The organism is Streptomyces sp. Q2 (genome assembly GCF_056820935.1).
Genome location: NZ_JBXEJE010000048.1, coordinates 1 through 23,318 on the forward strand (window position 1 = coordinate 1; position 23,318 = coordinate 23,318).

24 protein-coding genes and 1 riboswitch are annotated in these 23,318 nt (G+C 72.7%); of the genes, 9 read left to right on the forward strand and 15 right to left on the reverse strand.

What is annotated here, in order from left to right; genetic code table 11:
• The coding region (locus ACWBNA_RS39200; protein ID WP_482709334.1) for an AAA family ATPase at positions 1-2,457 on the reverse strand (2,457 nt) is incomplete at its 3' end.
• Entirely contained in the window at positions 2,454-3,620 is a 1,167-nt protein-coding gene (locus ACWBNA_RS39205; RefSeq protein WP_482709335.1) for an exonuclease SbcCD subunit D, read from the reverse strand. The genes ACWBNA_RS39205 and ACWBNA_RS39200, both read right to left, overlap by 4 nt.
• A 403-nt stretch (positions 3,621-4,023) precedes the next feature.
• Here ACWBNA_RS39205 and ACWBNA_RS39210 point away from each other — a divergent pair, with 403 nt between their 5' ends.
• A complete protein-coding gene (locus ACWBNA_RS39210) occupies positions 4,024-4,464 on the forward strand; it encodes a MarR family winged helix-turn-helix transcriptional regulator (RefSeq protein ID WP_482709336.1) in 441 nt (146 codons plus the stop codon).
• A 78-nt stretch (positions 4,465-4,542) separates the two neighbouring features.
• On the opposite strand, the gene ACWBNA_RS39215 is transcribed toward ACWBNA_RS39210, so the two are convergent.
• Genes ACWBNA_RS39215 through ACWBNA_RS39240 form a run of 6 tightly spaced genes read right to left on the reverse strand, consistent with a single transcriptional unit; the run spans position 4,543 to position 9,380 of the window.
• Positions 4,543-5,169, reverse strand: coding sequence for a YigZ family protein (locus tag ACWBNA_RS39215; RefSeq protein ID WP_482709337.1), 627 nt, complete (start codon positions 5,167-5,169; stop codon positions 4,543-4,545).
• 52 nt (positions 5,170-5,221) lie between these two features.
• Positions 5,222-5,764: a SixA phosphatase family protein gene (locus ACWBNA_RS39220; RefSeq protein WP_482709338.1), complete on the reverse strand. Its 543-nt coding sequence runs from the start codon at positions 5,762-5,764 to the stop codon at positions 5,222-5,224.
• The gene (locus tag ACWBNA_RS39225; RefSeq protein WP_482709339.1) at positions 5,761-6,483 is read right to left on the reverse strand and encodes a hypothetical protein; all 723 of its coding nucleotides are present in this window, start codon (positions 6,481-6,483) and stop codon (positions 5,761-5,763) included. Before ACWBNA_RS39225 ends, ACWBNA_RS39220 begins: the two co-directional genes overlap by 4 nt.
• Positions 6,484-6,538: 55 nt before the next feature.
• On the reverse strand, positions 6,539-7,357 hold the full coding sequence (locus ACWBNA_RS39230) for an ABC transporter ATP-binding protein (RefSeq protein WP_482709340.1): 819 nt from the start codon (positions 7,355-7,357) through the stop codon (positions 6,539-6,541).
• A complete protein-coding gene (locus ACWBNA_RS39235; protein ID WP_482709341.1) occupies positions 7,354-8,367 on the reverse strand; it encodes a FecCD family ABC transporter permease in 1,014 nt (337 codons plus the stop codon). The genes ACWBNA_RS39230 and ACWBNA_RS39235 overlap by 4 nt, the downstream gene beginning before the upstream one ends.
• Positions 8,364-9,380: an ABC transporter substrate-binding protein gene (locus tag ACWBNA_RS39240; RefSeq protein WP_482709342.1), complete on the reverse strand. Its 1,017-nt coding sequence runs from the start codon at positions 9,378-9,380 to the stop codon at positions 8,364-8,366. The genes ACWBNA_RS39235 and ACWBNA_RS39240 overlap by 4 nt, the downstream gene beginning before the upstream one ends.
• Before the next feature lie 68 nt (positions 9,381-9,448).
• Positions 9,449-9,637: riboswitch (cobalamin riboswitch) on the reverse strand.
• Positions 9,638-9,710: 73 nt separating this feature from the next.
• Between ACWBNA_RS39240 and ACWBNA_RS39245 the strand changes: the two genes are divergently transcribed.
• Both ACWBNA_RS39245 and ACWBNA_RS39250 read left to right on the forward strand, forming a co-directional pair.
• Complete coding sequence (locus ACWBNA_RS39245; RefSeq protein ID WP_482709343.1) at positions 9,711-10,118, forward strand: CoA-binding protein; 408 nt, start codon at positions 9,711-9,713, stop codon at positions 10,116-10,118.
• 151 nt (positions 10,119-10,269) lie between these two features.
• The gene (locus ACWBNA_RS39250) at positions 10,270-11,487 is read left to right on the forward strand and encodes a 4-hydroxybenzoate 3-monooxygenase (protein WP_482709344.1); all 1,218 of its coding nucleotides are present in this window, start codon (positions 10,270-10,272) and stop codon (positions 11,485-11,487) included.
• 19 nt (positions 11,488-11,506) lie between these two features.
• On the opposite strand, the gene ACWBNA_RS39255 is transcribed toward ACWBNA_RS39250, so the two are convergent.
• Positions 11,507-11,866, reverse strand: coding sequence for an ArsR/SmtB family transcription factor (locus tag ACWBNA_RS39255; RefSeq protein ID WP_383867161.1), 360 nt, complete (start codon positions 11,864-11,866; stop codon positions 11,507-11,509).
• A gap of 61 nt (positions 11,867-11,927) precedes the next feature.
• On the opposite strand from ACWBNA_RS39255, the gene ACWBNA_RS39260 reads away from it, so the two are divergent.
• On the forward strand, positions 11,928-13,022 hold the full coding sequence (locus tag ACWBNA_RS39260) for a cation diffusion facilitator family transporter (RefSeq protein WP_482709345.1): 1,095 nt from the start codon (positions 11,928-11,930) through the stop codon (positions 13,020-13,022).
• Positions 13,023-13,025: 3 nt separating this feature from the next.
• On the opposite strand, the gene ACWBNA_RS39265 is transcribed toward ACWBNA_RS39260, so the two are convergent.
• Together ACWBNA_RS39265 and ACWBNA_RS39270 are read right to left on the reverse strand one after the other, a co-directional pair.
• Positions 13,026-13,583: a YbaK/EbsC family protein gene (locus ACWBNA_RS39265; RefSeq protein ID WP_482709346.1), complete on the reverse strand. Its 558-nt coding sequence runs from the start codon at positions 13,581-13,583 to the stop codon at positions 13,026-13,028.
• Positions 13,584-13,615: 32 nt separating this feature from the next.
• Positions 13,616-14,188 (reverse strand): helix-turn-helix domain-containing protein, encoded by a 573-nt coding sequence (locus tag ACWBNA_RS39270; RefSeq protein ID WP_482709347.1) that lies wholly within the window; start codon positions 14,186-14,188, stop codon positions 13,616-13,618.
• A 105-nt stretch (positions 14,189-14,293) separates the two neighbouring features.
• Between ACWBNA_RS39270 and ACWBNA_RS39275 the strand changes: the two genes are divergently transcribed.
• Positions 14,294-15,151, forward strand: coding sequence for an EamA family transporter (locus ACWBNA_RS39275; protein ID WP_482709348.1), 858 nt, complete (start codon positions 14,294-14,296; stop codon positions 15,149-15,151).
• Positions 15,152-15,159: 8 nt separating this feature from the next.
• Here the strand turns inward: ACWBNA_RS39275 and ACWBNA_RS39280 are convergent, their stop codons facing one another.
• Positions 15,160-15,915, reverse strand: coding sequence for an acyltransferase (locus ACWBNA_RS39280; protein WP_482709349.1), 756 nt, complete (start codon positions 15,913-15,915; stop codon positions 15,160-15,162).
• A 107-nt stretch (positions 15,916-16,022) separates the two neighbouring features.
• Between ACWBNA_RS39280 and ACWBNA_RS39285 the strand changes: the two genes are divergently transcribed.
• Positions 16,023-16,553, forward strand: coding sequence for a gamma carbonic anhydrase family protein (locus ACWBNA_RS39285; protein WP_482709388.1), 531 nt, complete (start codon positions 16,023-16,025; stop codon positions 16,551-16,553).
• Positions 16,554-16,556: 3 nt separating this feature from the next.
• On the opposite strand, the gene ACWBNA_RS39290 is transcribed toward ACWBNA_RS39285, so the two are convergent.
• A complete protein-coding gene (locus ACWBNA_RS39290; RefSeq protein WP_482709350.1) occupies positions 16,557-17,213 on the reverse strand; it encodes a DedA family protein in 657 nt (218 codons plus the stop codon).
• Positions 17,214-17,421: 208 nt separating this feature from the next.
• A complete protein-coding gene (locus ACWBNA_RS39295) occupies positions 17,422-19,182 on the reverse strand; it encodes an RICIN domain-containing protein (RefSeq protein ID WP_482709351.1) in 1,761 nt (586 codons plus the stop codon).
• 469 nt (positions 19,183-19,651) lie between these two features.
• On the opposite strand from ACWBNA_RS39295, the gene galU reads away from it, so the two are divergent.
• On the forward strand, positions 19,652-20,602 hold the full coding sequence (gene galU / locus ACWBNA_RS39300; RefSeq protein ID WP_482709352.1) for a UTP--glucose-1-phosphate uridylyltransferase GalU: 951 nt from the start codon (positions 19,652-19,654) through the stop codon (positions 20,600-20,602).
• Between the two features lie 145 nt (positions 20,603-20,747).
• Here the strand turns inward: galU and ACWBNA_RS39305 are convergent, their stop codons facing one another.
• Positions 20,748-21,185 (reverse strand): DUF4442 domain-containing protein, encoded by a 438-nt coding sequence (locus ACWBNA_RS39305; RefSeq protein ID WP_482709389.1) that lies wholly within the window; start codon positions 21,183-21,185, stop codon positions 20,748-20,750.
• An 85-nt stretch (positions 21,186-21,270) separates the two neighbouring features.
• Here ACWBNA_RS39305 and ACWBNA_RS39310 point away from each other — a divergent pair, with 85 nt between their 5' ends.
• Both ACWBNA_RS39310 and ACWBNA_RS39315 read left to right on the forward strand, forming a co-directional pair.
• Positions 21,271-22,245: a DUF8017 domain-containing protein gene (locus ACWBNA_RS39310; protein WP_482709353.1), complete on the forward strand. Its 975-nt coding sequence runs from the start codon at positions 21,271-21,273 to the stop codon at positions 22,243-22,245.
• Positions 22,246-22,311: 66 nt separating this feature from the next.
• Positions 22,312-23,310, forward strand: coding sequence for a DUF8017 domain-containing protein (locus tag ACWBNA_RS39315; protein WP_482709354.1), 999 nt, complete (start codon positions 22,312-22,314; stop codon positions 23,308-23,310).
• Positions 23,311-23,318 lie beyond the last annotated feature (8 nt).

The window sequence follows — 23,318 nt, forward strand, 5'->3', positions numbered from 1 at the left end:
GGCCCGCTCCGCCGCGGTGAGGTCGGCTGCGGGCTGCTGGGCGGCGGCCGCGGTGTCGGCCTCGGCGAGGACCGCGCGTACGGCGGCCTCCTCGGACTGCCAGGCGTCCAGCCGCCGTTGCAGCTCGCGGTGGGCCGCCTCGTCGAGGAGGGCGGCGGCCGCGGCCTGCGGGGTGTCGAACCCGGCGCGGAAGGCGGCGTCCGCGAGGCGGGCGTCGGCGTCCTTGAGTCGCTGGGCGGTGTCCTCGGCGGCGCGTGCGGTGTCGGCGGCGTCGGTGAGCAGCGTGACCCGCCGCTCCAGCTGAGCGGCCCGGGCGGCCACGCTGTCGGCGACGCCGCGCGCCTGTGCCAACTCACCTTCCAGGGTGGCCCTTTCGCGGTCGAGCCGCTCGCGATGGCCGACCCGGGAGGCGGCTCGGACCGCCGCCTGTTGCTGGGCGGCGGTCCGCTGCTCGTGCTCGGCCTGGGCCCGGCGCAGCTCCTCGTGCGCGGGGTGCAGCACGGAGGCGTCCCGGCGCGCCTGCCCGTGGAGCCGTTCCAACTCGTCCGCTTCTTGGGAGAGTTGCTCTGTGGGCGTGTCGCCGGCCTCCGCGGTGGCGGCGGCCAGTGCCTCTCGCACGACGCCCAAGCTCCGTTCGTCCTCGGCCCGCTGTTCGTCGGCCCTTTGGTAGGCGGCGAGGGCGCTCTCCTCCGCCTCGCGCCCGACGTGCCCGGCGACCTTGCGGGCGGGGGCGGGGTGTTCGGTGGCTCCGCAGACGGCGCACGGCTCGCCGTCGGCGAGGTTCGCGGCCAGTTCGGCGGCGATGCCGTTCAGGCGCTGTTCCTTGAGGTCGAGCCAGCGGGTGCGGGCTTGTACGGCCCGTTCGGCCGAGGCGAGTGCCTGGCGCTGCGCGGCGTCCGTGTCGAGAGCGAACTGGTCGCGCTGCCGGGCCGCCCGGAGCCGCCGCTGGGCGGGTTCGCGCTGGACGGCGAGCTGTTCGGCCCTGGCCGCGGCCTCCTGCGCGGACTCGATACGGCTCTGCAGTCCGGCCCGGGTCTCCTCCCACCCGGCGAGCCAGGTCTCGGCCTCCTGCCGGACGTCCTCGTCGTCCCGTTCCTGTCGCTCCAACTCGGTCCGTTCCGCGATGAGTTGCGCCAGCCGACGCTCGCCGCGGCGGGCGGACTCCAGCCCGCCCAGCTCCTCGGCGGCCCGCCGTGCGGCGGCGGCGAGTCCGGCGGCACCGGCGTCCGCGAAGGCGGCCGACGGCCGGGCAAGCGCGTGCGGGTCGGCATCGGCCTCCTCCGGTCCGGCACTCGTCCGCCCACCGGTATCCTCCGGTCCGGCGTTCGCGTGCCCTTCGCCGGGAACGGCGCCGGGCGGGAAACCCGCTTCCCCGTCGCCGAGGGCGTCCAGCAGCAGCGCACGCGCGCGTGCCTCCGCCGCCGCGGCCCGCCGGTGTTCCGTGTCCGCCGCATCCCGCAGGTCCAGCGCGGGTGCCACCGCCTCCGCCTTGCGGGCCCGGTTCATGCGTTCCTGCGCCTGGCGGTAGCCGTCGGCGCGCTCCTCCAGCAGTGCGGCCCGCTCCCGCGCGTCGGCGAACCGCCGCTGCAACCGGGCCAGTTCGCGTACGTCGGCCAGCGCGCGGTCGGCCGCCGCCTGGGCGGACTCGGCGGCCGTGAGCCGGCAGTGGGCGATCGTCAGCTGTTCGCGGACGGTGCTGCGGGCGATCGCCGCCGCGCACAGGACGGCGTCGGACAGGCCGGGTTCGCCCGGCGCCAGGTCCGGCAGCTCCATGGCGGCCCCGGCGGCCTGCTGCATGCGATGCGCGTCGGCCAGCAACTCGGAGTCACCGTCACGCACCTGGGTCTCGGTGGCGCGGCGGCGTTCGGCGAGCCGCTTCTCGACCTCGGCGAAGCGGTGGGTGTCGAAGAGACGGCCGAGCAGCTTGCCGCGTGCCTCGGCGTCGGCGCGCAGGAACCGCGCGAAGTCGCCCTGGGGCAACAGGACGACCTGGCAGAACTGCTCGCGGCTCATGCCGAGCAGCTGGGTGATCTCCTCGCCGATCTCCTGGTGGGAGCGGCTCAGGTCCTTCCAGGCGCCGGTCGCCGCGTCGTACTCGCGCAGCCAGCTCTGGGCCTTGTCGAGCGTCGTGCCCGAGCCGCGCTTCTTGGGCCGCTCCCAGGGCGGCTGCCGGGTGATCTCCAACCGGCGCCCGGCGACGGTGAGTTCGAGCCGGACCCCGGTCCGCGTACCGGCCGCGGCATGGTCGCTGCGCAGCGACAGCCCCTGACCGGACTGCCGGGCGCCCGGCACGGAGCCGTACAGCGCGTAGCACACGGCGTCCAGGACGGAGGTCTTCCCGGCGCCGGTCGGCCCGTGCAGCAGGAAGATCCCGGCCGCCGACAGGTCGTCGAAGTCGACACTCTGGGAGCCGCCGAAGGGCCCGAACGCGGTGATCTCCAGCTGGTGCAGTCTCATCGGGCCACCTCCCGCACGGCCTCGTCCGCACGCGCCGCGTCGAACGCGTCCCGCAGCACCACCTGCTCGTGCTCGTCGGGTCCGGCGCCCCGCACGTGGGCCACGAAGTCCTCCGCGATCTGCTGGTCGGTGCGCCCGGCGAGTCGCCTGGCGTACGACACGGCGGGGTCGTCCGCCGCCCGCTCGGGGGCGAAGACGAGGCTGAGCGTGTGTGGGAAGCGCTCGCTGAGCTTGGCCATGGGGTCGGCGGGGCGGACCGGGTCGGTGAGGGTCGCCTCGACCCAGGCGTCCTCGTGCGGGCCTAGGTCCGGGTCGACGAGCAGTTCCTCCAGGCGCCCCCGGATGCGGGCCAGTGCGCGCGGGACCGGGCAGTCGACGCGCTCGGCGGTGACACAACCGCCGGCGTCCAGGTCGACGAGCCACATGGTCTTGCGATGGTCGGCCTCCGAGAAGGAGTACGGCAGCGGGGAGCCGGAGTAGCGCACGCGCTCGGTGATGGTCTGGCAGCCGTGCAGGTGCCCCAGTGCCGCGTAGTCGACGCCGTCGAAGACACCGGCGGGCACGGCGGCCACTCCCCCGACGGTGATGTCCCGCTCGCTGTCGCTGGCCTCGCCACCGGTGACGAAGGCGTGCGCGAGGACGACGGAGCGGGTGCCGGGCGCGCGCGTGGCGAGGTCCGCGCGGACCCGGTCCATGGCGGCCGCGAGCACTGCCTCGTGTCCGGCCCCCCTGTCCACGCCGAACTCGTCCTTCACCAGGGCCGGTTCGAGGTAGGGCAGGCCGTAGAAGGCCACGTCGCCATGGGTGTCGGACAGCACCACCGGCGTGCCGCACGCCGACGGCTCGGTCCGCAGGTGGATGCCCGCGCGGTCGATGAGGCCCGCGCCCACGCCCAGCCGGCGGGCCGAGTCGTGGTTCCCGGAGATCATCACCGTGGGCACGCCGAGGTCGGCGAGACGGTGCAGGGCGTCGTCGAACAGCTCGACCGCCGCGAGCGGCGGCACCGCGCGGTCGTACACGTCCCCCGACACGACGACGGCGTCCACGCCGCGCTCGCGCACGGTCGTGACGAGGTGGCCGATGAACTCCGCCTGGGCTTCGAGCATGTTCACCCGGTGGAACGCCCGGCCGAGATGCCAGTCGGAAGTGTGCAGCAATCTCACAAACCCGCTCCGACCCGCATATCTCCCCCTACAACACCCCTGGAACCAGTACGAACCAACACAAGCTCGCCGTCAGCATCCACCACGCTAACGCCTGCCGGTACCTGATCCACCACGAACCTCTGTCCGTCACCCCATCCGACATCAGATGACAGGGAATGTCCTTGATGCCGCGATTGGCGAAGTGACCGGTGTGACGGGCGAGATGCCGACGCCACTTCCTCCCGCGGGGAACGACCGCTTCCCGCCCAGGGGTTCGTCGGGTCACGGCGTCCACCTGCGCGAGGGCGAGGCATCGTGCGCGCGGCCGGGTCAGGCCGGCCGGCGGTGCTCCGGTTCGCCGTGCCCCTGGCGGAACCGCGCCCACTGGTCCCGCCACAACCCCGGCCTCGACACCTCCCCCATGGACGTGGTGGCCCTCCTCAAACCCGCCACCGGCCTCCTCGACCGCGCCGTCGAGCCTCTCTACGAGGGCGCCCCGCTCACCGCGCCCGAGGTCGACATGCTCATCCCGCTCCGCCACGCCACCGACCCGCTCATCGCCCGCCGCCCCGCCATGAACCTGGGTCTGTCCCGCGCGGGCATCAGCAAGACCCTCGCCAAGCTGGAGCGGCGCGGCTTCATCTCCCGGGCCCCGAACCCCGCCGACCGCCGTGCCGCCTGGTCACCATCACCCCCGCGGGCGCCAAGGCGGTCGACGACCGCTTCCCCCCGACAACCCGCCGCCGAGGTCGAGCTGCCGGCCGGGCTCGGGGAGGACCGGGAGTGGGTGCTCAAGGCGCTGGGCCGGCTGGCGGAGGTGATGGAGGCACCGACTCCGTCGCCCTCTTCGGCCGACTCCTGAAGCTCGGGTCAGGGGTGTGACAGTGGGCGGAATGCCCGGACCCCGGCTGCCGCTGCGGCTGCGGCTGCGGCCGGCTGATCAGGCGTCCCCGTACGCCTCTCCGCCCAGTTCCAGCGCGGCCGTTCCCGCGGTCGCGTCCGCGAGCCACGCCCGGAAGGCCTCGACGTCGGCGTCCGGCAGGCCGATCTCGATCGTGACCGCCTCGCCGTAGCGCACGTCCCGCACCTGGCGGCCCGTCGCCCGCAGGTCGTTCTGCACCTTGCCGGCGCGCTGGTGGTCGACCGTCACCGTGGCCAGCCGGAAGCGGCGGCGGGTGAGGGTGCCGAGGGTGTCCAGGGCCTCGCCGACCGCTCCGCCGTAGGCCCGGATGAGCCCGCCGGCGCCGAGTTTGACGCCGCCGTAGTAGCGGGTGACGACGGCGACGACGTACCGCATGTCGCGGCGCAGCAGCATCTGGAGCATGGGGACACCCGCGGTGCCGCCGGGTTCGCCGTCGTCGCTCGCCTTCTGGATCGCGGCGTCGGCGCCGATGACGTACGCGAAGCAGTTGTGCGTGGCGTCCGCGTGCCGCTTCCGGATGCCCGCGACGAAGTCCTGGGCCTCCTGCTCGGTGGCCGCCGGGGCGAGGGCGCACAGGAAGCGGGAGCGGTTGACCTCGGTCTCGTGCACTCCGGCGCGGGCCACTGTGCGGTACTCGTCCTGCATCGGACCACCCTATGCGGGCTGATCCGCTTCCCGGTCTTCGGCCTTCTCCCGGTCACTTCTTCTTGCCGCGCGCGACGATCACGTCCGTCAGCAGGGCCGTGCCCGGGGCGAGATCCGACCAGGCGGCGCCACGCCAGGCGAGCACGGCGATCGCCGAGGTGGGGAACTTCAGGCGCACCTCGTCCAGCGTGTCGTCGAGGCCGTCCCCGGCGAGGCCGAGGACCAGTTCCTCCAGGCCGGGGTTGTGCCCGACCAGCAGCAGCGTGTCGACCTGTGCGGGCGTCTCGTGCACGACGGCCAGCAGGCCGGACACGTCCGCCGCGTACACCCGGGCCACGAACCGCACCCGCGGCGGTGTCCCCCACTGGGCGGAGGCCAGCTCCCAGGTCTGCCGGGCGCGTACGGCGGTGGAACACACGGCGAGGTCCGGCAGCAGGTCCGCCTCCGCGAGGGCCCGGCCGGCGGCCGGGGCGTCACGGCGGCCGCGCGGGGCGAGCGGGCGTTCGTGGTCGGGGACGCCCTCCGGCCAGGCGGACTTGGCGTGCCGCAGGACGAGCAGGTGACGCAGCGGGCCCGCTCCCGCCCGCGCGATCACGCCGGCGATCCCACGTCGCGGGTGAGTTCGAGACCCAGCAGCCGGTCGGCGTAGGCGTACGTCTCGAAGCGGGCGCCTTCGGGCAGGTCCGAGGTCTCCACCCCGCGCAGCACCCCGAGCACCGCGCGGATGTCCAGGTCGTCCTCCCAGGCGGTACGGAGCTCTCCGCGCACCTCCTCGGGAATCGCCCGCGACGGCCTGCGCGCCCAGTCGGCGACCGCGCGCCGCCACCGTGCGAGGGTCTCGCCGGCCTCCCCCAGGGTGTCCGCGTCGAGCCGCACGGGCTCGCTCCGGTGCCGGGAGAGCAGCGCGAGGCGTACGACGGCGGGGTCGGCGCCCTCCGGGACGGCGCCGGATGCCTGGTCCACCGGGCCGACGCAGATGCGGACGCCGTCGGGGACGGGCTCACTGTCGGCCACCACGTGGATGACCTGCGCCTCCCCCAGCCCCGACGAGACGTCCCGGCTGTCCTCGAACGGCCGGATGCCGAGGGCCGCCGCGGTTGCTCGCAGTTCCGTCTGCTGCCGCTCCCCCGTCAGCAGCGCCCAGACGGGCGTGCCGCCGAGTTCGAGGGCCCGGAACAGGACGTCGGCGACGAGCAGCACGCGCAGGGCGGTGCTGTCGTGGCCCGCCGCATGCGCGTGGACACGGGTCAGACCCCGGCGGGCGGGGGCGGGGTCGACGGGCTCGCCGGTTCGGGCGTCGGTGATGCGCAGCACGAGGTGAGCGTAGGCGCGCGGACCGCACCGCGCCACCGCCCGCCCGAACACACGTTCAGATCAGCGTGCCCAGAAACCGCACATGGGGCCGCTCCTCGGGCCCCTCGCGGGTCACGGCGGCCCGCACCCCGTACACCTCGGCGATGAGCCGCTCGGTCAGGACGTCACCCGGGGTGCCGCTCGCCACGACCCGGCCGCTGTGCAGGACGACCACCCGGTCGCAGTACATCGCGGCGAGGTTGAGGTCGTGCAGGGCGACGACGGCGGTGACCGGGAGGGCCGTGACCAGGGACAGCAGGTCGAGCTGGTGGTGGATGTCGAGGTGGTTGGTGGGTTCGTCGAGGAGCAGTTCGCGGGGCTCCTGGGCGAGCGCGCGGGCGATCTGGACCCGCTGGCGTTCACCGCCCGACAGGGTGTGCCAGGGCTGGTCGGCGCGATCGGTGAGCCCGGCGCGGTCCAGGGCCGACCGCACGGCCGCCTCGTCGTGCGCGGCGGCGGGCGTCCAGGCGCGGCGATGCGGGACGCGTCCGAGCCGTACGACGTCCAGGACCGTCAACTCGACCTGGGTGTCTGCCTGTTGCTCGACCACGGCGAGGCGCCGGGCGACCTCGCGGCGGGGCAGACCGGCCACCGGTGTGCCGTCGAGCGTGACGACGCCGGCGCTCGGCCCGAGCAGGCCGGCCAGCAGCCGCAGCAGGGTGGACTTGCCGGAGCCGTTGGGGCCGAGGAGACCGACGGTGGAGCCCGGTGCGGGCGCGAGGGTGACGCCGTCCAGGATGAGGCGGCCGTCGGCTCGGCGGCTCACCCGGTCGGCACGCAGGCCCTCGGCTGAGGCGGCGGGCGCGTCGGACTCCGTGCGCAGGGTCTCCTTCACCGCACCCTCCGCGTCCGGTACAGCACCGCCACGAAGGCCGGCACTCCGATCAGGGACGTCACGACACCCACCGGCACCTCCTGCGGGTCGAGGACCGTGCGGGCCAGCGTGTCGACCCACACCAGGAAGACCGCCCCGGCCAGCGCGGTGACCGGCAGCAGCCGGGCGTGGCCGGGGCCGACCAGGGCGCGGGCGGCGTGCGGCAGCACCAGCCCGACGAAGCCGATGGCCCCGGCCGAGCTGACCAGCGCGGCCGTGAGCAGGGCCGTGACGCACAGCAGCACCAGACGGGTGCGGGCCACGGACACCCCGAGGGCGGCCGCCGCGTCCTGCCCGAAGGCGAAGGCGTCCAGGGTGCGGGCGTACGACAGGCACACCACCAGCGCCACGGCCAGGACGGCGAAGCACACCCACACGTCGGTCCAGCCCGCCCCGCCGAGGGAGCCGAGGAGCCAGAAGAGGACGCCCCGGGTGGTCTCGGCGTCGGCCGCGGTCATCACGACGAACGAGGTGAGGGCGGAGAAGAGCTGCATGGCGGCGACGCCGGCGAGGACGACCAGGTCGGTGCCGCCGCCGAGCGTGTGGCTGAGGAACAGCACGAGCGCGAACGACACCAGGGCGCCGAGGAACGCGCCCGCCGGGACCGACACCGCGCCCCCGCCGACGCCCAGCACGACCACCAGTACGGCCCCGGTCGACGCGCCCGAGGACACCCCGAGGACGAACGGGTCGGCGAGCGGGTTGCGCAGCAGCGACTGCATCACCGCGCCGCACACGGCGAGTCCGGCGCCGCACACGGCCGCGAGGAGCGTGCGCGGCAGCCTGAGCTGCCACACGATGCCGTCCCGGATCGGCGTCAACTCCGAGGTGCCGACGCCCAGATGGGCAGCGACGACGGACCACACGTCGGCGACTTGGATGTCGGCCGGGCCGATGGTGATGGCGACGGCGAGGGAGCAGCACAGCAGGACCGTCCCGGCCGCACCGAGCAGGACCGCCCGGGCGGTCACTTCACGAGCCCGAACTCGCGCAGGCCGGCCGCGACCCGCTCCACGCCCTCGATCGTGCGGATGGTCGGGTTCATGGCCTGCCCGCTCAGCAGGACGTACCGCTGGTGCCGGACGGCGGCCATGTTCCTGGTGACCGGGTTGGACTCCAGGAAGGCGATCTTCTTCTCGGCCGACTCGGCGGTCTGCGACTTGCGGGTCAGGTCGCCGATGACGAGGACGTCGGGGTCCCGGTCGGCGACCGTCTCCCAGTTGATCTGCGGCCATTCGTCGTGTGTGTCGTCGAAGACGTTCTTGGCGCCCAGGGAGCGCGTGATGACGCCGGGAGCGCCGCAGCAGCCCGCCATGTAGGGCGACTCGGAGTTGGCGAACCAGTACAGGAGGGTCACGTCCGAGGCGTGGATGCCGGAAGTGGCTTTCGCCATCCGCGCCTTGAGCTCGCCGACGAGCTTGTCGCCCCGTTCCTTCACCCCGAAGACGGCTGCCAGGTCACGTATTTCGCCGTAGACGGCCTCGGCGGTAAGGGGCTCGGACCGTGCGCCGTCGCCGTCGCCGGAGTTGTCCTTGCCGGCGCAGTCGGACGGGGAGACGTACGTGGGCACGCCGAGCTTCTCGAACTGCTCCCGCGAGGCCACTCCCCCCTTCCCCAGCGTGGAGACGAAGGAGGCGGCGACGAAGTCCGGCTCGGCGTCCAGGACGCGCTCGAAGGAGGGGTTGTTGTCGGCGATCCGCTCCACCTTCGCGTTCGCCTTCTCCAGGCCCTTCATCACGGGGTCGGTCCAGGTCGCCGTCCCCGCCATCCGGTCGGCGAGGCCGAGGGAGAGCATGATCTCGGTGGTGCCCTGGTTGAGGGAGACGGCACGCTCCGGCGGGGCCTCGACGCGTACCGTACGGCCGCAGTTGTCGAGACTGACCGCGGCCTTCGCAGCGGATGTGCCGGCGTCGCCGCAGCCTGCCAGGAGCAGGGATCCGGCCGCGAGCAGGGCGGAGGGACGGGCAAGACGTGCTATCTGCACGGGAATGGTCCTCGATCGTCGAGGGCTCGAACGCGGAGCCCGGTCGTACGGTGCTCCCCCGCCGTACGTCACCGCGAGGGCCGCCAGCAGGTTTTCGGACTCGGGATCATCCGGTCGGGGCGCCTTCCCAGACGACACACCGTCGTCCAGTGGCCGAGGCCCCGCCCGTCACCCTCACCGCTGCGCGTCAGCTCCGGATTCGCACCGGATTCCCTGACCCACGTGTCATGGGTTCGACTGGCCTCGGCAAGCTATCACGGTGGGGAATCCACGGTCGCGGCGCGCTGTTGTGCCAGAGGTCAGTGCGTTCGCGACCCCGAGGAGACCACCGTGTACGGCGACGAGGCAACGGTCCGCAAGATCCTCACCGGGCTCGGTGACACCTGGGCCGTGGTCGGCCTGTCGTCGAACCGGCAGCGCGCCGCGTACGGCGTGGCAGAGGTGCTGCAGCGCTACGGCAAGCGGATCGTGCCGGTGCATCCCAAGGCGGAGACGGTGCACGGGGAGCAGGGGTACGCCTCGCTCGCGGACATCCCCTTCGACGTGGACGTCGTGGACGTGTTCGTGAACAGCGACCTCGCCGGAGCGGTCGCCGACGAGGCGGTGGCGAGGGGTGCGCAGGCCGTCTGGTTCCAGCTCGGGGTCATCGACGAGGCCGCGTACGACCGCACCCGGGCCGCGGGGCTGGAAATGGTGATGGACCGCTGCCCGGCGATCGAGATCCCCCGCCTGGGCTGACGGACGGGCCCATCGCCCCCTGAGGACACCGAGGGGCCGGTGCCTGGCCGCCCGCAGCACCAACACCTCTGACAGCTCGGGTGGTCACGCGGGCATTCCGCTGCGTCCGGAATTGCCGAAACCCTCCCGGACGCCCCGACATAATGTGCGGGTGACCGCCACCAGTCCTCCCAACTCCGTTGCTCCGCAACGCTTTCCGGTCGTTGTCGTGGGTGCCGGGCCCGCCGGGCTCACCGTCGGCAACATCCTGCGGGCCGCCGGCGTCGACTGCCTCGTGCTGGAGACGGAGACGCGTGAGTTCATCGAGCAGCGGCCGCGGGCGGGCCTCCTCGAGGAGTGGGCCGTGCGCGGGCTTCAGCGGCGTGGTCTCGCGGACACCTTGCTGCAGCGCGCGCAGCTGCACACCGAGTGCGAGTTCCGGTTCGGCGGTGAGCGCTTCCGTTTCTCGTACGTGGAGCTGACGGGGACGCATCACTTCGTCTACCCGCAGCCGTTGCTGGTGACGGACCTGGTGCGCGAGTACGCGGACGTGCGGAGCGGGCAGGTGCGGTTCGGCGTGCGGAACGTCCAGCTGCACGATCTGGACACCGACCGGCCCTCGGTGTCGTACGTCGGCGCGGAGACGGGCGAGCGGGAGGTCGTCGAGTGCGACTTCGTCGCGGGGTGCGACGGAGGGCGCGGGGCGACCCGTGGCGCCCTGCCCGAGCAGGCGCACATCTCCCGGCACGACTACGGCATCGGCTGGCTGGCGCTGCTCGCCGAGGCCCCTCCGTCCAACGACTGTGTCGTGTTCGGCATCCACCCGAACGGTTTCGCCGGGCACATGGCCCGCAGCCCCGAGGTGACCCGGTACTACCTGGAGTGCCCGCCCGGCGACGACCCGGAGAACTGGTCGCACGAACGCGTCTGGTCGCAGCTCCAGGAGCGGCTCGCGGCCACCGGCCTCGGCCCGCTCACCGAGGGGCGGCTGATCGAAAAGCGTGTCCTGGACATGCACAGCTACGTCGTCGAGCCCATGGTGTTCGGCCGGCTCTTCCTGGCGGGGGACGCCGCGCACCTGACCGCCCCCATCGCGGCGAAGGGGATGAACCTCGCCCTGCACGACGCGTTCCTCCTCGGCGACGCCCTCGCCGGGTACCTCACCAAGGGCGACGAGACCGGCCTGGACGGCTACTCGGAGGCGTGCCTGCGGCGGGTGTGGGACTACCAGGAGTTCTCGCAGTGGCTCTCCGAGGTCTACCACGGCACCTCCTCGGGCGACGCCTACCGCGCGGGCACAACCTTCGCCCGGCTCCGCCGCCTGTTCACCTCGCCCGCCGCCGGGGCGGCCTTCGCCGAGCAGTATCTGGGCACGGCCACGGCGTACTGACCCGGCTCGGCCGGGTGCGTCAGTCGTGCGGCGGCCGGTCGCTGAGCCGGTGGTCCGCCACGTTCAGCGCCTCGTCCACCAGGCGGCGCAGATGGCCGTCGGGCAGGGAGTAGACCACCCGGCGGCCCTCCTTGCGGGTGTTCACCAGGCCGGCCAGCCGGAGCCTGGCCAGGTGCTGGCTGACGGCCGGCCGGGCCGCCCCGCACGCCTCCGTGAGCGTCGTGACGTCGGCCTCTCCCGCGGCCAGCGCGTGCAGCAGGGTGAGCCGGGTCCGGTCGCCGAGCAGGGCGAGCAGTTCGGCGGCGAGTGCGAACTGTTCCTCGCCCGGGGTGCGCGGGTGCGCATCGTTCGCAGGTGATAGGTGCATGCGTGCGCTCATACGCACATAATGGCCTCGTGGGCCGTCGCGCGTCCACTCCTCACACCGGAAGGGGACCCACGTGAACGACCGACACCACCACGAGCACGAGCACGAGCACGACCGACACCACCATGGCCACGGGCACGATCACGGGCACGACCACGGCGCCCATCACCACCACCCGGCCTCCGGCCTGCGCCGCCGCCTCGCACACCTCCTCACTCCCCACTCCCACGAGAGTGCCGACAAGCTGGACTCCGCCCTGGAGTCGTCGGCACGCGGCATGCGGGCCCTGTGGATCTCCCTGGCGGTGCTGGGCGCGACGGCCCTGGCGCAGGCGTTCGTGGTGGCCGTCTCCGGTTCGGTCGCGCTGCTCGGCGACACGGTGCACAACACCGCGGACGCGCTGACCGCCGTACCGCTCGGAATCGCGTTCGTGCTGGGCCGGCGCGCGGCGACCCGTCGCTTCACCTACGGCTATGGCCGCGCCGAGGACCTCGCGGGCATCGTGATCGTGCTGACGATCGCCGCGTCGGCGGCCTTCGCGGGGTGGGTGGCCATGGACCGGCTGCTCGATCCGCGGCCCGTCGAGCACGTGTCGGCGGTCGCGGTGGCCGCGCTGGTCGGTTTCGCGGGCAACGAGTGGGTGGCCCGGTACCGGATCAGGGTCGGCCGTGACATCGGCTCGGCCGCGCTGGTGGCCGACGGGCTGCACGCCCGTACGGACGGATTCACGTCCCTGGCCGTGCTGCTGGGCGCGGGCGGCTCGGCCCTCGGCTGGCAACTGGCCGACCCCATTGTGGGGTTGGCGATCACGGCCGCGATCACGCTGGTGCTGCGGGACGCGGCGCGCGAGGTGTTCCGGCGGGTGATGGACGCCGTCGACCCGGCGCTCGTGGACCGGGCCGAGCAGGCCCTGCGGGAGGTCGAAGGGGTGCGGGAGGTGGGCGAGCTGCGGCTGCGCTGGATCGGGCACCGGCTGCGTGCCGAGGTGGCGGTCGTGGTGGACGGCGAGGCGACGGTACGCCAGGCGCACGGCATCGCCGTGGACGCCGAACACGCCCTGCTGCACGCCGTCCCGCGCCTCACCGCGGCCCTGGTGCACGCCGACCCGGCGCCGGTGCCGGGCGAGGCGGATCCGCACCACGCCCTCGCCCACCACGGGGCGGCCTGAGAGTCAGGCGACCCCCAGCCCCTCCAGCACCACCGCACCCGGCAGCTCCGCGAACGCCTTCCCCGGTACCAGCAGCTTGCCGCGCCGCCGCCCGCTGCCCACCAGGACGTACGGCAGGTCGACGACGGCGGAGTCCACCAGCACGGGCCAGTCGCCGGGCAGTCCGACCGGGGTGATGCCGCCGTACTCCATGCCGGTCTCCCCCGTCGCCGTGTCCATCGAGGCGAACGAGGCCTTGCGGGCGCCGAGTTGGCGGCGCACGACGCCGTTGACGTCGACCCGGGCGGTGGAGAGCACGACGCACGCGGCCAGGGTGCTCTCGCCGCCGCGTCTGCCGGCGACGACCACGCAGTTCGCCGACCTCTCCAGCAGCTCACGGCCGTAGTGCTCGACGAAGACGGCGGTGTCGGCCCACCGCGGGTCGGTGTCGACGTAGACGATCTGCTCGGCGGGGACGCTGCCGCTCCAGTGGCGTACGGCGTCGGCGACCGGGCGGGTCAGCTCGTCGAGGCAGTCCGGTGCGGGGACGGCGTGGTCGAAGTGTCCGATGGGTGCGTCCATGACCGCACGCTAACAAAGCCGCCCGGGCCGGCTCAGTGCACGGGCGGGACGGAGACGGCCATCAGCATCCGCATCGGAACGTCGCCCTGATTGCCGTACGTGTGCGGGGTGTTGGCCTCGAAAGAGGCGGTCGCGCCCGCCGGGACGCGGTACTCCACGCCGTCCACGGTGAGCGTCAGCTCGCCCTCGGTGACATGGACCAGTTCGGCGGTGCCGGTGGGATGCGGGTCCGAGGAGCTGTTCTCGCCCGGCATCAGCCGCCACTCCCACATCTCCAGCGGGCCGGGGGCCTCGGTGCCGGCGAGGAGGAGGTTGTAGCTGCCGGCGTCGGTGCGCCACAGCCGGACGGCCTGCTCGGCGGGGACGACCCGGACCTTCGGCCCCTGTTCGTAGTCGAGCAGGGTGGTGATGCTGATCCCCAGCGCGTCGCCGATCTTGACGACCGTGCCGAGGCTGGGGTTGGTGCGGGACTGCTCGATCTGGATGAGCATGCCGCGGCTGACTCCGGCCCGCGCGGCGAGCACGTCGAGGGTGAAGCCGCGCACCGCGCGCCAGTGCTTGACGTTGCGCGCCAGGGACTGGGTCAGCAGGTCGAGGTCCGACACATTCCGTCCAACATCTAGTCCAATATTCTGGATGACAGAGTTCATTTCACTGAACTACCGTGTGGGTGCACCCCATCGTTCACCGAACTGTACTGCGAGGCCACCGTGACAGCACTCTTCGCCCTGGCCACCAGCCTGCTGTGGGGCGTGGCCGACTTCGGCGGCGGACTGCTGACCCGGCGCACCCCGGCGCTGACGGTGGTGGTCGTCTCGCAGACCGTCGCGGCGGCCGTGCTCGGCGCCGTCGTCGTGGCGACCGGCGCCTGGAGCGAAGCCGGTCCGCGTCTGTGGTTCGCGGTCGCCGCCGGCGCGGTGGGCCCGGTCGCCCTCCTCTGCTTCTACAAGGCGCTCGCGCTCGGTCCGATGGGCGTCGTCTCCCCGCTCGCCACCCTGAGCGTGACCGTCCCCGTCGGCGTGGGCCTCTTCCTCGGCGAACGGCCGGGTGTCGTGCAGGTCGCGGGCATCGCGGTCGCCGTGGCCGGTGTCGTCCTCGCGGGCGGACCACAGCTGCGGGGCGCGCCCGTGCAGCGCCGGACCATCCTTCTGACCCTGGTCGCCGCTCTCGGTTTCGGCACGGTGTTCGCGCTGATCGCGGAGGCCTCGACGACCATGACCGGCCTGTTCCTCGCCCTGTTCGTGCAGCGCGTGACCAATGTGGCCGTGGGCGGCGCCGCCCTGTACGTCTCCGTGAAGCGTGGCGCCGACGCCCTCCCGGAGGGCGGCTTCCCCTGGGCCTCGCTGCCGGCGCTCGCCTTCGTCGGGCTCGCGGACGTCGCGGCGAACGGCACGTACTCCGTCGCCGCTCAGCACGGCCCGGTCACCGTCGCCGCCGTCCTCGCCTCGCTGTACCCGGTGGTGACCGCCCTGGCCGCGCGCGGCTTCCTCAGCGAACGACTGCGGGCGGTGCAGGCGGCGGGAGCGGGACTGGCCCTGGTGGGCACGCTGCTTCTGGCGACGGGCTGAGTCCTCGGTCAGTCCAGCTCGGCGAGCTTCGCCGCCGTCTCGTCGTCCAGGCCGGCCAGCCGGCGCAGCTGTTCCGGGGTGACTCCCTCGGGAATCGGCACCGGTGCCGGCGTCCTGAGCGGCGGCTGCCAGCCGTCGCCGGGCGTCCAGCGCCGTACGACCCGGGCGGGCGCCCCCGCCACCACGGCGTGGTCGGGTACCGCACCGCGGACCACCGCTCCGGCCGCGACGACCACGTTCCGCCCGATCCGCGCGCCGGGCAGGATCACCGCCCCCGTCCCGATCCAGCAGCCCGGCCCGATCTCCACCGGTTCCATCCGCGGCCACTGCTTGCCGATCGGCTCGTGCGGGTCGTCGTACGAGTGGTTCGTGGACGTGACGTAGACGTACGGCCCGAAGTAGCAGTCGCTGCCGATGGTGACCGTCGTGTCGGCGATGACATGGCTGCCCCGGCCGAGGACGACTCCGTCGCCGATGCGCAGGATCGGCTCCGGGCCGAGGTCGAGGTCGGGCATCAACCCGGCGGTCAGGGTGACCTGTTCGCCGACGATGCAGTGCGCCCCGAGGTGGATCCAGGGTTCGCCGAAGACGGTGCCGAGCGGGAAGGCCAGCCGGGTGCCCGTGCCGAGCGCGCCGAAGCGGAACCGTCCCGGGTGTTCGGCGGTGACGGAGCCGGTGCTCTGCACCCAGGCCCAGCCCGCGTGCACGGCCCGCTGCGCGAGGCCGCGCGACCATGATGAGAACGTGTTCCTGCGCTTCGGCACCCGCTTACCGTACTCAGCGTGATGTGGCCTCATGAGATCGAGGGGCTGTGATCTTCGCCCCACAGGTGGCGTACGGTGCCGGTGTTGTCGACGACGAGGAGAGTGCCATGGGGCAGAAGGCGTTGATCACGGGCATCGGCGGCAGGGAACCGGACATCCACGAGGAGGCGTTCGTGGCGCCCACCGCCTCGGTCATCGGGGACGTGACGCTGGAGGCCGGGGCGAGCGTCTGGTACGGCGCGGTGCTGCGCGGCGACGTCGAGCGGATCTCCGTCGGAGCGCAGAGCAATATCCAGGACAACTGCACGCTCCACGCCGACCCCGGCTTTCCCGTCACGATCGGCGAGCGGGTGTCCGTCGGTCACAACGCCGTCGTCCATGGGGCGAGCGTCTGGAACGACTGCCTGATCGGCATGGGGGCGACGATTCTCAACGGCGCGGTGATCGGGGCGGGTTCCCTGGTCGCCGCACAGGCGTTGGTGCCGCAGGGCATGCAGGTACCCCCCGGCTCACTCGTCGCGGGCGTCCCCGCGAAGGTGAGGCGGGAGCTGACGGAGGAGGAGCGCCAAGGGGTCACGCTGAACGGCACGATGTACGCGGACCTGGCGAAGGCGCACGGCGAAGTACATCAGGACTGAGTGTCAGTCGGCGGCCGGGACGGGTTCCGGCTCGGGCTCGGCCGCCTGCTTCTGCGCCGTCGCCTTCTTCGCCTTGCGCTTCAGCACCAGCATCGACGTGAGCCCCACCAGCACCGCCGCCACGAGCCCCAGCCACGAGAACCGCTTCAGCCACGACTCGGCGACGATCCCGACGTAGTAGATGACGGCCGTCGTGCCGCCCGCCCACAGGATCCCGCCGAGGACGTTGGCGATCAGGAACTTCCAGTACGGCATCCGCAGCACACCCGCGAGCGGTCCGGCGAAGATCCGCAGCAGGGCGACGAAGCGGCCGAAGAAGACGGCCCACATGCCCCACTTCTCGAAGGACCGCTCGGCCGTGGCGATGTGTCCCTCGCTGAAGTGTTTGGGGAACTTCCTGCCGAGCCAGGCCAGCAGCGGACGTCCGCCCTTGCGGCCGATGGCGTAGCCGATGGAGTCGCCGACGATCGCGCCGACGCTGGCGCAGACACCGAGGATCACCGGGTCGATGCCCGCGTGCTGCGAGGACATCAGGGCGGCCGACACCAGGATGATCTCGCCGGGCAGCGGGATGCCCAGGCTCTCCAGTCCGATGACGATTCCCACTAGGGCGTAGACGGCGACCGCGGGCACCGTGTCGAGCCAGTCCTGGACGTGCAACGCCGGTTCCTCCGATTCGCGTCCCTGCATTCCCGGCGTGCCCCGGTGAACCGGCGCACGGCGGGAAGCCTACCGGGTCACCGGGTCACCGGGACGCCTCGGCGCCCCACGGGTGTACGCCGCTCTCGCCCTGGGCGGCCGAACATGCCGAGCCGGACAAGATCCGAGCCCGTCCGACCCGCCCTCCTGCAGCCCTCCGACGGCCCGGCTAGCCGAGGACCGTGGCAACGGTCGTGACGGCGGTGTCGGCGACCGACTCCGCGGTGTCCCGCATGGTGCCCGGAAGGGTCGCCACCTTCGCCACGGGTGCGGCCGGCTCGCGGTCGGCGCCGGAGGCGCCGGTGCCGACCTGGGCCATCCGCCTTTCGTACTGCGGCGGCGCGAGCGGCTGGTCGCCCTGGGGAGCTTCGAGGTCCGGGTGCGGCGGATCGGTGTCGGGCGACGGAGCGGCGGCCGGCGGCGAGCCCGGTGTCCCAGGGCTGCCGTCCCGTGTCTCGCCCCGCGTCTCGCCCCGCTCCTTCGCTCCGGCGTCGTCACCGCTCGCGGGTTCCAGCACCCACCGCTGCTCCGCCGATCCGTCCCGCTCGGCGACGACCAGCGCCTTACCGGGTCCGGGCGCCACGAGCAGGCCTCCGCCCCGGCGCAGCAGCAGTTCCCCGCGGACGGTGAGGTCGTAGCGGACCTCACCGGCGTGCACCACACAGTCGGCCAGGACGACCGAGCCCTCGCCGGCGTCGGCGTCCAGGCAGAGGGTGGGAGCGAGGGCGCTGCGCAGCAGACCGTCGTCCTGGTACGACCACTGCTGGGACCCGGCTGCCGAGCACGCCGTCAGGACGGTCCCGGCGCCGTCCTCGGACCTGCCCCCGCGGACGTCGAGGCAGAGGCCGGCGACCACGTTGCGGAGCCTGCCGTGTCCGACCTCGACGCGGTTGCCCACGGATGCGGCGGACGGGGATCCGGCGGACGGGGACTCGTCGGCGCCCGGGGAGACGGTGTTGCCGCTGGCCGCGCCCCAGGTGGCGCGGGGTCCGGGGACGCCGCCCTCGTCGGACCAGCCCTTGGTGACCAGCACGGTCACGAGCAGGGCGAGGGACGTCAGACCGGCGCCCACGAGCATGGCCTTCGGATGCCTGCGCGGCGCGGCGAGGAGGCCGGCCTGAGCGGGACGGTGGCGGCCGCCTGGCCTGTGCCGCAGGGCGAGTCCCACGGCCGACGTGTCCTGGTCGTTGCCCCGGCCGGGCCGCGAGTCGAGATAGCGGCGGGCGCGCCAGCCGAGGACCGTCTCGGCCAGCAGGTCTTCCAGTCCGCCGTCGAAATGACTGAGCTGCTCGGCCGCGTGCCGGCAGTACCGGCACGCCATCAGATGCTGTTGGACATCGGGCAGCAGGCCTGCGCCCCGGCGAATGGGGACGTCGAGGAGGCGGTTGTAGAAGCGGCATTCCGTGGTGGGCGCCAGTTCCCGGTGGGCCCGTACACAACCGACCCGGAATTGCTCGCGTGCCTGCTCCAGGGCGGCCGACGCCCGGGCCGTGTCCACCCCCAGCAGACCGGCCGGTACGGAAATGGGCTCGGCCTCGACCTCCGTGTGCCACAGCAGGCATTGGGAGGCTCCCGGAAGAGCCTGGAATGCCCGCTCGGCGAGCTGTCGTCTTTCGGGGGTGACCGACCTCGCCGCGCGCAGACCACGGCCGCCGGTCGGTTTGCGGAGTTCCGGCAGTACGGCGGAAATGCCGTCGTCCGCGGCCCACTCCTTGACGGTCTCCCGAACCGCCCGCAGGAGTCGGGGCCGTACCGCACCGCCGCCCGTCGGTCCCAGCACCCGGTGGAACGCGGCGGCGGCCGCCATGGACGCCGAACCCGCCGAGGAGACAAGGCAGATGGCCGCGTAGTCGTAGGTCGCCCGCCAGTGCCGGGCCATCAGGAGCGCGACGGCGTGGGCGTCCGTGCCGGCCGCGTCGAGCCGGGCCATGAGGTCACGGTCGGATTCCGCGGGGCTCGATCCGGGCCGTGGCGCGTACGGGGGACGTGGGGGGTAGGGGGATTGCACTGGACCAATTCCTTCCAAGCCGCAGGACGGCATGCGAAATGCGCGTCCGTAGGAAAGCAGGTGCCTGATTGGTGCATACCTATGCCGCGTCAGGTGCGGGGCGTTATGGGGAGTCGTAATGAGCGGTCGGTCAGGGGGGGCGCTCACTTTCGCACAAAGAGATCACAGGAAACAAGAAGTTGGAGTGACACAGGTTCAAAAAGCGGCAACTTCAGAAAAGTTACCGACGGTATCCGCACCCGCATTCGAAAAACACCGGAGCCGAGCCGTCAAGTTGTGTGCCCTCAAGGCCCGTTGACACACGCAATCTCCAAGTTCCCGTCCCGCTCACACAGCGGACTGAGAGGTTTCTCCCGGCGTGCTCTCATCCCCGTACGCCAGCATGAGCCGCATGATCGTCCCCCACACGACAGCCGCCCCCGCCCCTGCCCGCGCCGTCCGCAAGGCGGTCGTCCCGGCGGCCGGCCTCGGTACACGGTTCCTGCCCGCGACGAAGGCGACGCCGAAGGAGATGCTGCCGGTCGTCGACAAGCCGGCCATCCAGTACGTCGTCGAGGAGGCCGCCGCGGCCGGGCTCGACGACGTCCTGATGGTCACGGGCCGGCACAAGCGGGCCATCGAGGACCACTTCGACAACGCCTTCGAGCTGGAGCAGGCGCTCGCCGCCAAGGGTGACGCGGTACGGCTGGACGCCGTGCGCGACCCGGCCCGCCTGGCCGCCATCCACCACATCCGCCAGGGCGAGCCTCTCGGCCTCGGCCACGCGGTGCTCTGCGCCCGCCGTCACGTCGGCGACCAGCCGTTCGCCGTGCTGCTCGGCGACGACCTCATCGACCCGCGCGAGACCCTGCTCAGCCGGATGCTCGACGTCCAGGGCCGGTACGCCGGGAGCGTGGTCGCCCTCATGGAGGTGCCCCGCGAACAGATCCGGCTCTACGGCTGCGCGGCCGTCGAGCCGACCGGCGAGGACGACGTCGTCCGCGTCACCGGCCTGGTCGAGAAGCCGTCGCCGCGGGACGCGCCCAGCGCGTACGCCGTCATCGGCCGCTACGTCCTCGACCCCGCCGTGTTCGACACCCTGGAGCGCACCCCGCCCGGGCGCGGCGGCGAGATCCAGCTGACCGACGCCCTCCAGGACCTCGCCGCGGGCGGCACCGTGCACGGAGTCGTCTTCGACGGGCTGCGCTACGACACCGGCGACAAGGCCGACTATCTGCGCACGGTGGTCCGGCTGGCCTGCGACCGGCCCGACCTCGGGCCCGAATTCACGGCCTGGCTCAAGGAGTTCGTCGCGGGGCTGGAGGGTGGAGCGGCGACCGGGCGCGAGCGGTTCGCGGCCTGATTCCGGGCGGAAGAGCGCCGACCGGGCCGTACGGGGCGGAAGAGCGCCAGTCGGGCCGTACGGGAAGGGGCGCCGGTCGAGCCGTGGGCGAAGGGGCGCCGGTCGAGCCGCACGCCCCGACCGGCACCCCTCCGCAAGCCGTCGCTCAGCCGTTGGGCCGCAGCGTCCAGATGACGGTCATCTCGGTGGTCACCGCTCCGTCCGCGCGCCGGATGGCGACGGTCACCGGGAACTCGGGGCGCTTGCCCTCGTCGAGTTCGGCGACGACGTCGGCGGCGGGACGGCCGAGCGTGGCGGTGGCGGTGACGGGGCCCAGGGCGATCTTCTTGAACGCGATCTCGGCGGTGACCGGAAGCGGCACGGCGCGGGAGAGCTGGTCCCCGAAGGCGGCCAGGACGATCGCACCGCTGGCCGACTCCCCCAGCGTGAACATCGCGCCGGCGTGCGGTCCGCCGACATGGTTGCGGTACTCGCTCTGGTCCGGAAGGGCCAGGACGGCCTTCTCCGGAGTGGTCTCCAGGTACTCCAGGTTCAGCGTGCGAACCATCGGCACCGTGGCGGCGAGCAATTCGCCGATGGACAACTGATCTGCGTTCATGCCGACATGTTACCCATGAGTAGCCTCGCGGGGCCAGAGCGGCGGAATGATCGCCGTATCGTTACGGCCCATGTGGCCAGGAGAGCAGCCGCCGGGGGGCGGACAGAATCCGCAGCAGCGCCCGGCTGACGGAAACCCCTACCAGCAGCCCGGATACCAGCAGGCGGACCCGTACGCCCCGCAACAGCCGGCCCCGTGGGAGGCGCCCACCGCACCGGGCAGCGTCGCGGTTCCCGGGCCGCCGGGCGACGGCCGTCGCACGAAGGCGGTCGCGATCACCGTCGCGGCAGCCGTGGTCGTGGCCTGCGCCGTGACCGGGGCCGTACTGCTGGGCGGCGGCACGGACGACGAGGCCGGCCCCGGTCCGACGACTTCGCCGGCCTCGGCGTCGCCCTCCGCGAAACCCTCCACATCGGAGAATCCCCGCACTTCAGACGCCATGGTGCCCACCGTGGCCGGCTGGAAGGTCGTGGTGAACCCCGACCTGGGCGTCGCCTTCGACGTACCGTCCGAATGGGCGCTGCGCTCGACGAGTTGGGTGTCGTGGGTCTCGGAGGACGACGACCCTCAGGACAAGCCCCTGGTCGCCATGAAGGCCCCCGCGCTCCTCAAGGAGAAGTGGTGCGGGTCGGACGACGACAAGGACGGCGAGAGGGACTACTCGGCGCTGGCGAGCGTCGGCACCCGGGGCAACAACGGGGCCAGGAGCACCGAGGCGGCGGCCCGCGCCGACTCCTCGGCCTGGGTCTACGGCGGCTACACCCAGCCGGACCGGAAGAAGGTCACGACCGGCCCGGCCACCTCCTTCACCACGGCCTCGGGCCTCACCGGCAGTACCGCCACGTCGACGTCTTCCGGAGTCGTCAGGAAGAACAAGTGCGACACCGACGGCAAGGCGACGACCTTCGCCTTCAAGGACGCCGACGGCGACTTCGCGTCCTGGTCGTTCGTCGGCGCCGCGGGCGTCGGTGACGAGGTGCCGGCCGCCACGGTGGAGAAGATCATGAAGACCGTACGGCTCTACACGTCCGGGGACGCGCGCTGATTTGCTACGTCCCTGACAAGGACCGGTGACCAAAACGTGTCCCGGGCGGGGCTAGGGTGGCTGCCCATGTGGCCAGGACAGCAGCCGCCCGGGGGCGAGCAGAACCCGCAGCAGCAGAACAACCCGTACCAGCAGCCGGGGTACCAGCAGCCGAATCCGTATCAGCAGTCCGGCTTCCAGCAGCCCGACCCCTATGCGCAGCAGCCGCAGTGGGGCGCTCCGGCACCGGCGGGCGCGCCCGCGCCGCCACCGCCCGGCGGTGGCGGCGGCCGGACGAAGGTCGTCGCGATCGTGGCGGCGCTGGCCGTGGTCGTGGCCGCCGGGGTGACCGGATTCCTGGTCCTGGGCGGCGACAAGGACGACGAGGCGGACGGCGGCAAGGACGCCAAGCCGTCCGCGAGCACGTCCACCGAGCCGAGCGCGTCGCCCTCCGAGGACGACCCGCGCGGCGGTGACGCCGAGCAGGCGACCATCGAGGGCTGGAAGATCGTCGTCAACCCCAAGTGGGGAACGGCCTTCGACGTGCCGGCGGACTGGGAGGTGCAGTCCCCGACGTCGGCCGTCGCCTTCGAGGAGGAGAACTCGGACGACATCAAGCCGATCATCACGATGTCGGCGCCGGCGATCCTCAAGTCCAACTGGTGCGAGTCCGACGACGACAAGGACGGCCGCTCCGACACCATGTCCCTGGCCGCGACCGGCACCAAGGGTGCCAACGGCGCCAAGAACACCGACGAGATCGCGATCAACACCCCGGCCTGGTGGGTCTACGGCGGCTACACGCAGCCCGACAAGAAGAGCATCACGCTCGACAAGAAGGCCACGCCCTACACCACCACGTCCGGCATCAAGGGCAGTTACGCCTGGGCGTCGTCGAAGGACACGCCCGCGAAGGGCAAGTGCGTGACCGACGGCAAGGCGATCACCTTCGGTTTCAAGAACTCGGCCGGTGACTTCGTGTCGTGGAACTTCTACGGGGCCAAGGGCGTCAAGGAGGAGGTCTCCAAGGAGACCATCATGAAGATCCTCAGCACCGTGCGGGTGCACGGGGAACCGACAGGCTGAGGACGGAC

Bases quoted from the DNA above. Each gene is read 5' to 3' on its own strand.
- ACWBNA_RS39210 (WP_482709336.1), top strand. From the start codon at position 4,024: ATGGACGTGGTGGCCCTCCTCAAACCCGCCACCGGCCTCCTCGACCGC.
- ACWBNA_RS39215 (WP_482709337.1), bottom strand. From the start codon at position 5,169: ATGCAGGACGAGTACCGCACAGTGGCCCGCGCCGGAGTGCACGAGACC.
- ACWBNA_RS39255 (WP_383867161.1), bottom strand. From the start codon at position 11,866: ATGAGCGCACGCATGCACCTATCACCTGCGAACGATGCGCACCCGCGC.
- ACWBNA_RS39265 (WP_482709346.1), bottom strand. From the start codon at position 13,583: ATGGACGCACCCATCGGACACTTCGACCACGCCGTCCCCGCACCGGAC.
- ACWBNA_RS39285 (WP_482709388.1), top strand. From the start codon at position 16,023: ATGGGGCAGAAGGCGTTGATCACGGGCATCGGCGGCAGGGAACCGGAC.
- ACWBNA_RS39295 (WP_482709351.1), bottom strand. From the start codon at position 19,182: ATGGCCCGGCTCGACGCGGCCGGCACGGACGCCCACGCCGTCGCGCTC.
- galU (WP_482709352.1), top strand. From the start codon at position 19,652: ATGATCGTCCCCCACACGACAGCCGCCCCCGCCCCTGCCCGCGCCGTC.
- ACWBNA_RS39310 (WP_482709353.1), top strand. From the start codon at position 21,271: ATGTGGCCAGGAGAGCAGCCGCCGGGGGGCGGACAGAATCCGCAGCAG.
- ACWBNA_RS39315 (WP_482709354.1), top strand. From the start codon at position 22,312: ATGTGGCCAGGACAGCAGCCGCCCGGGGGCGAGCAGAACCCGCAGCAG.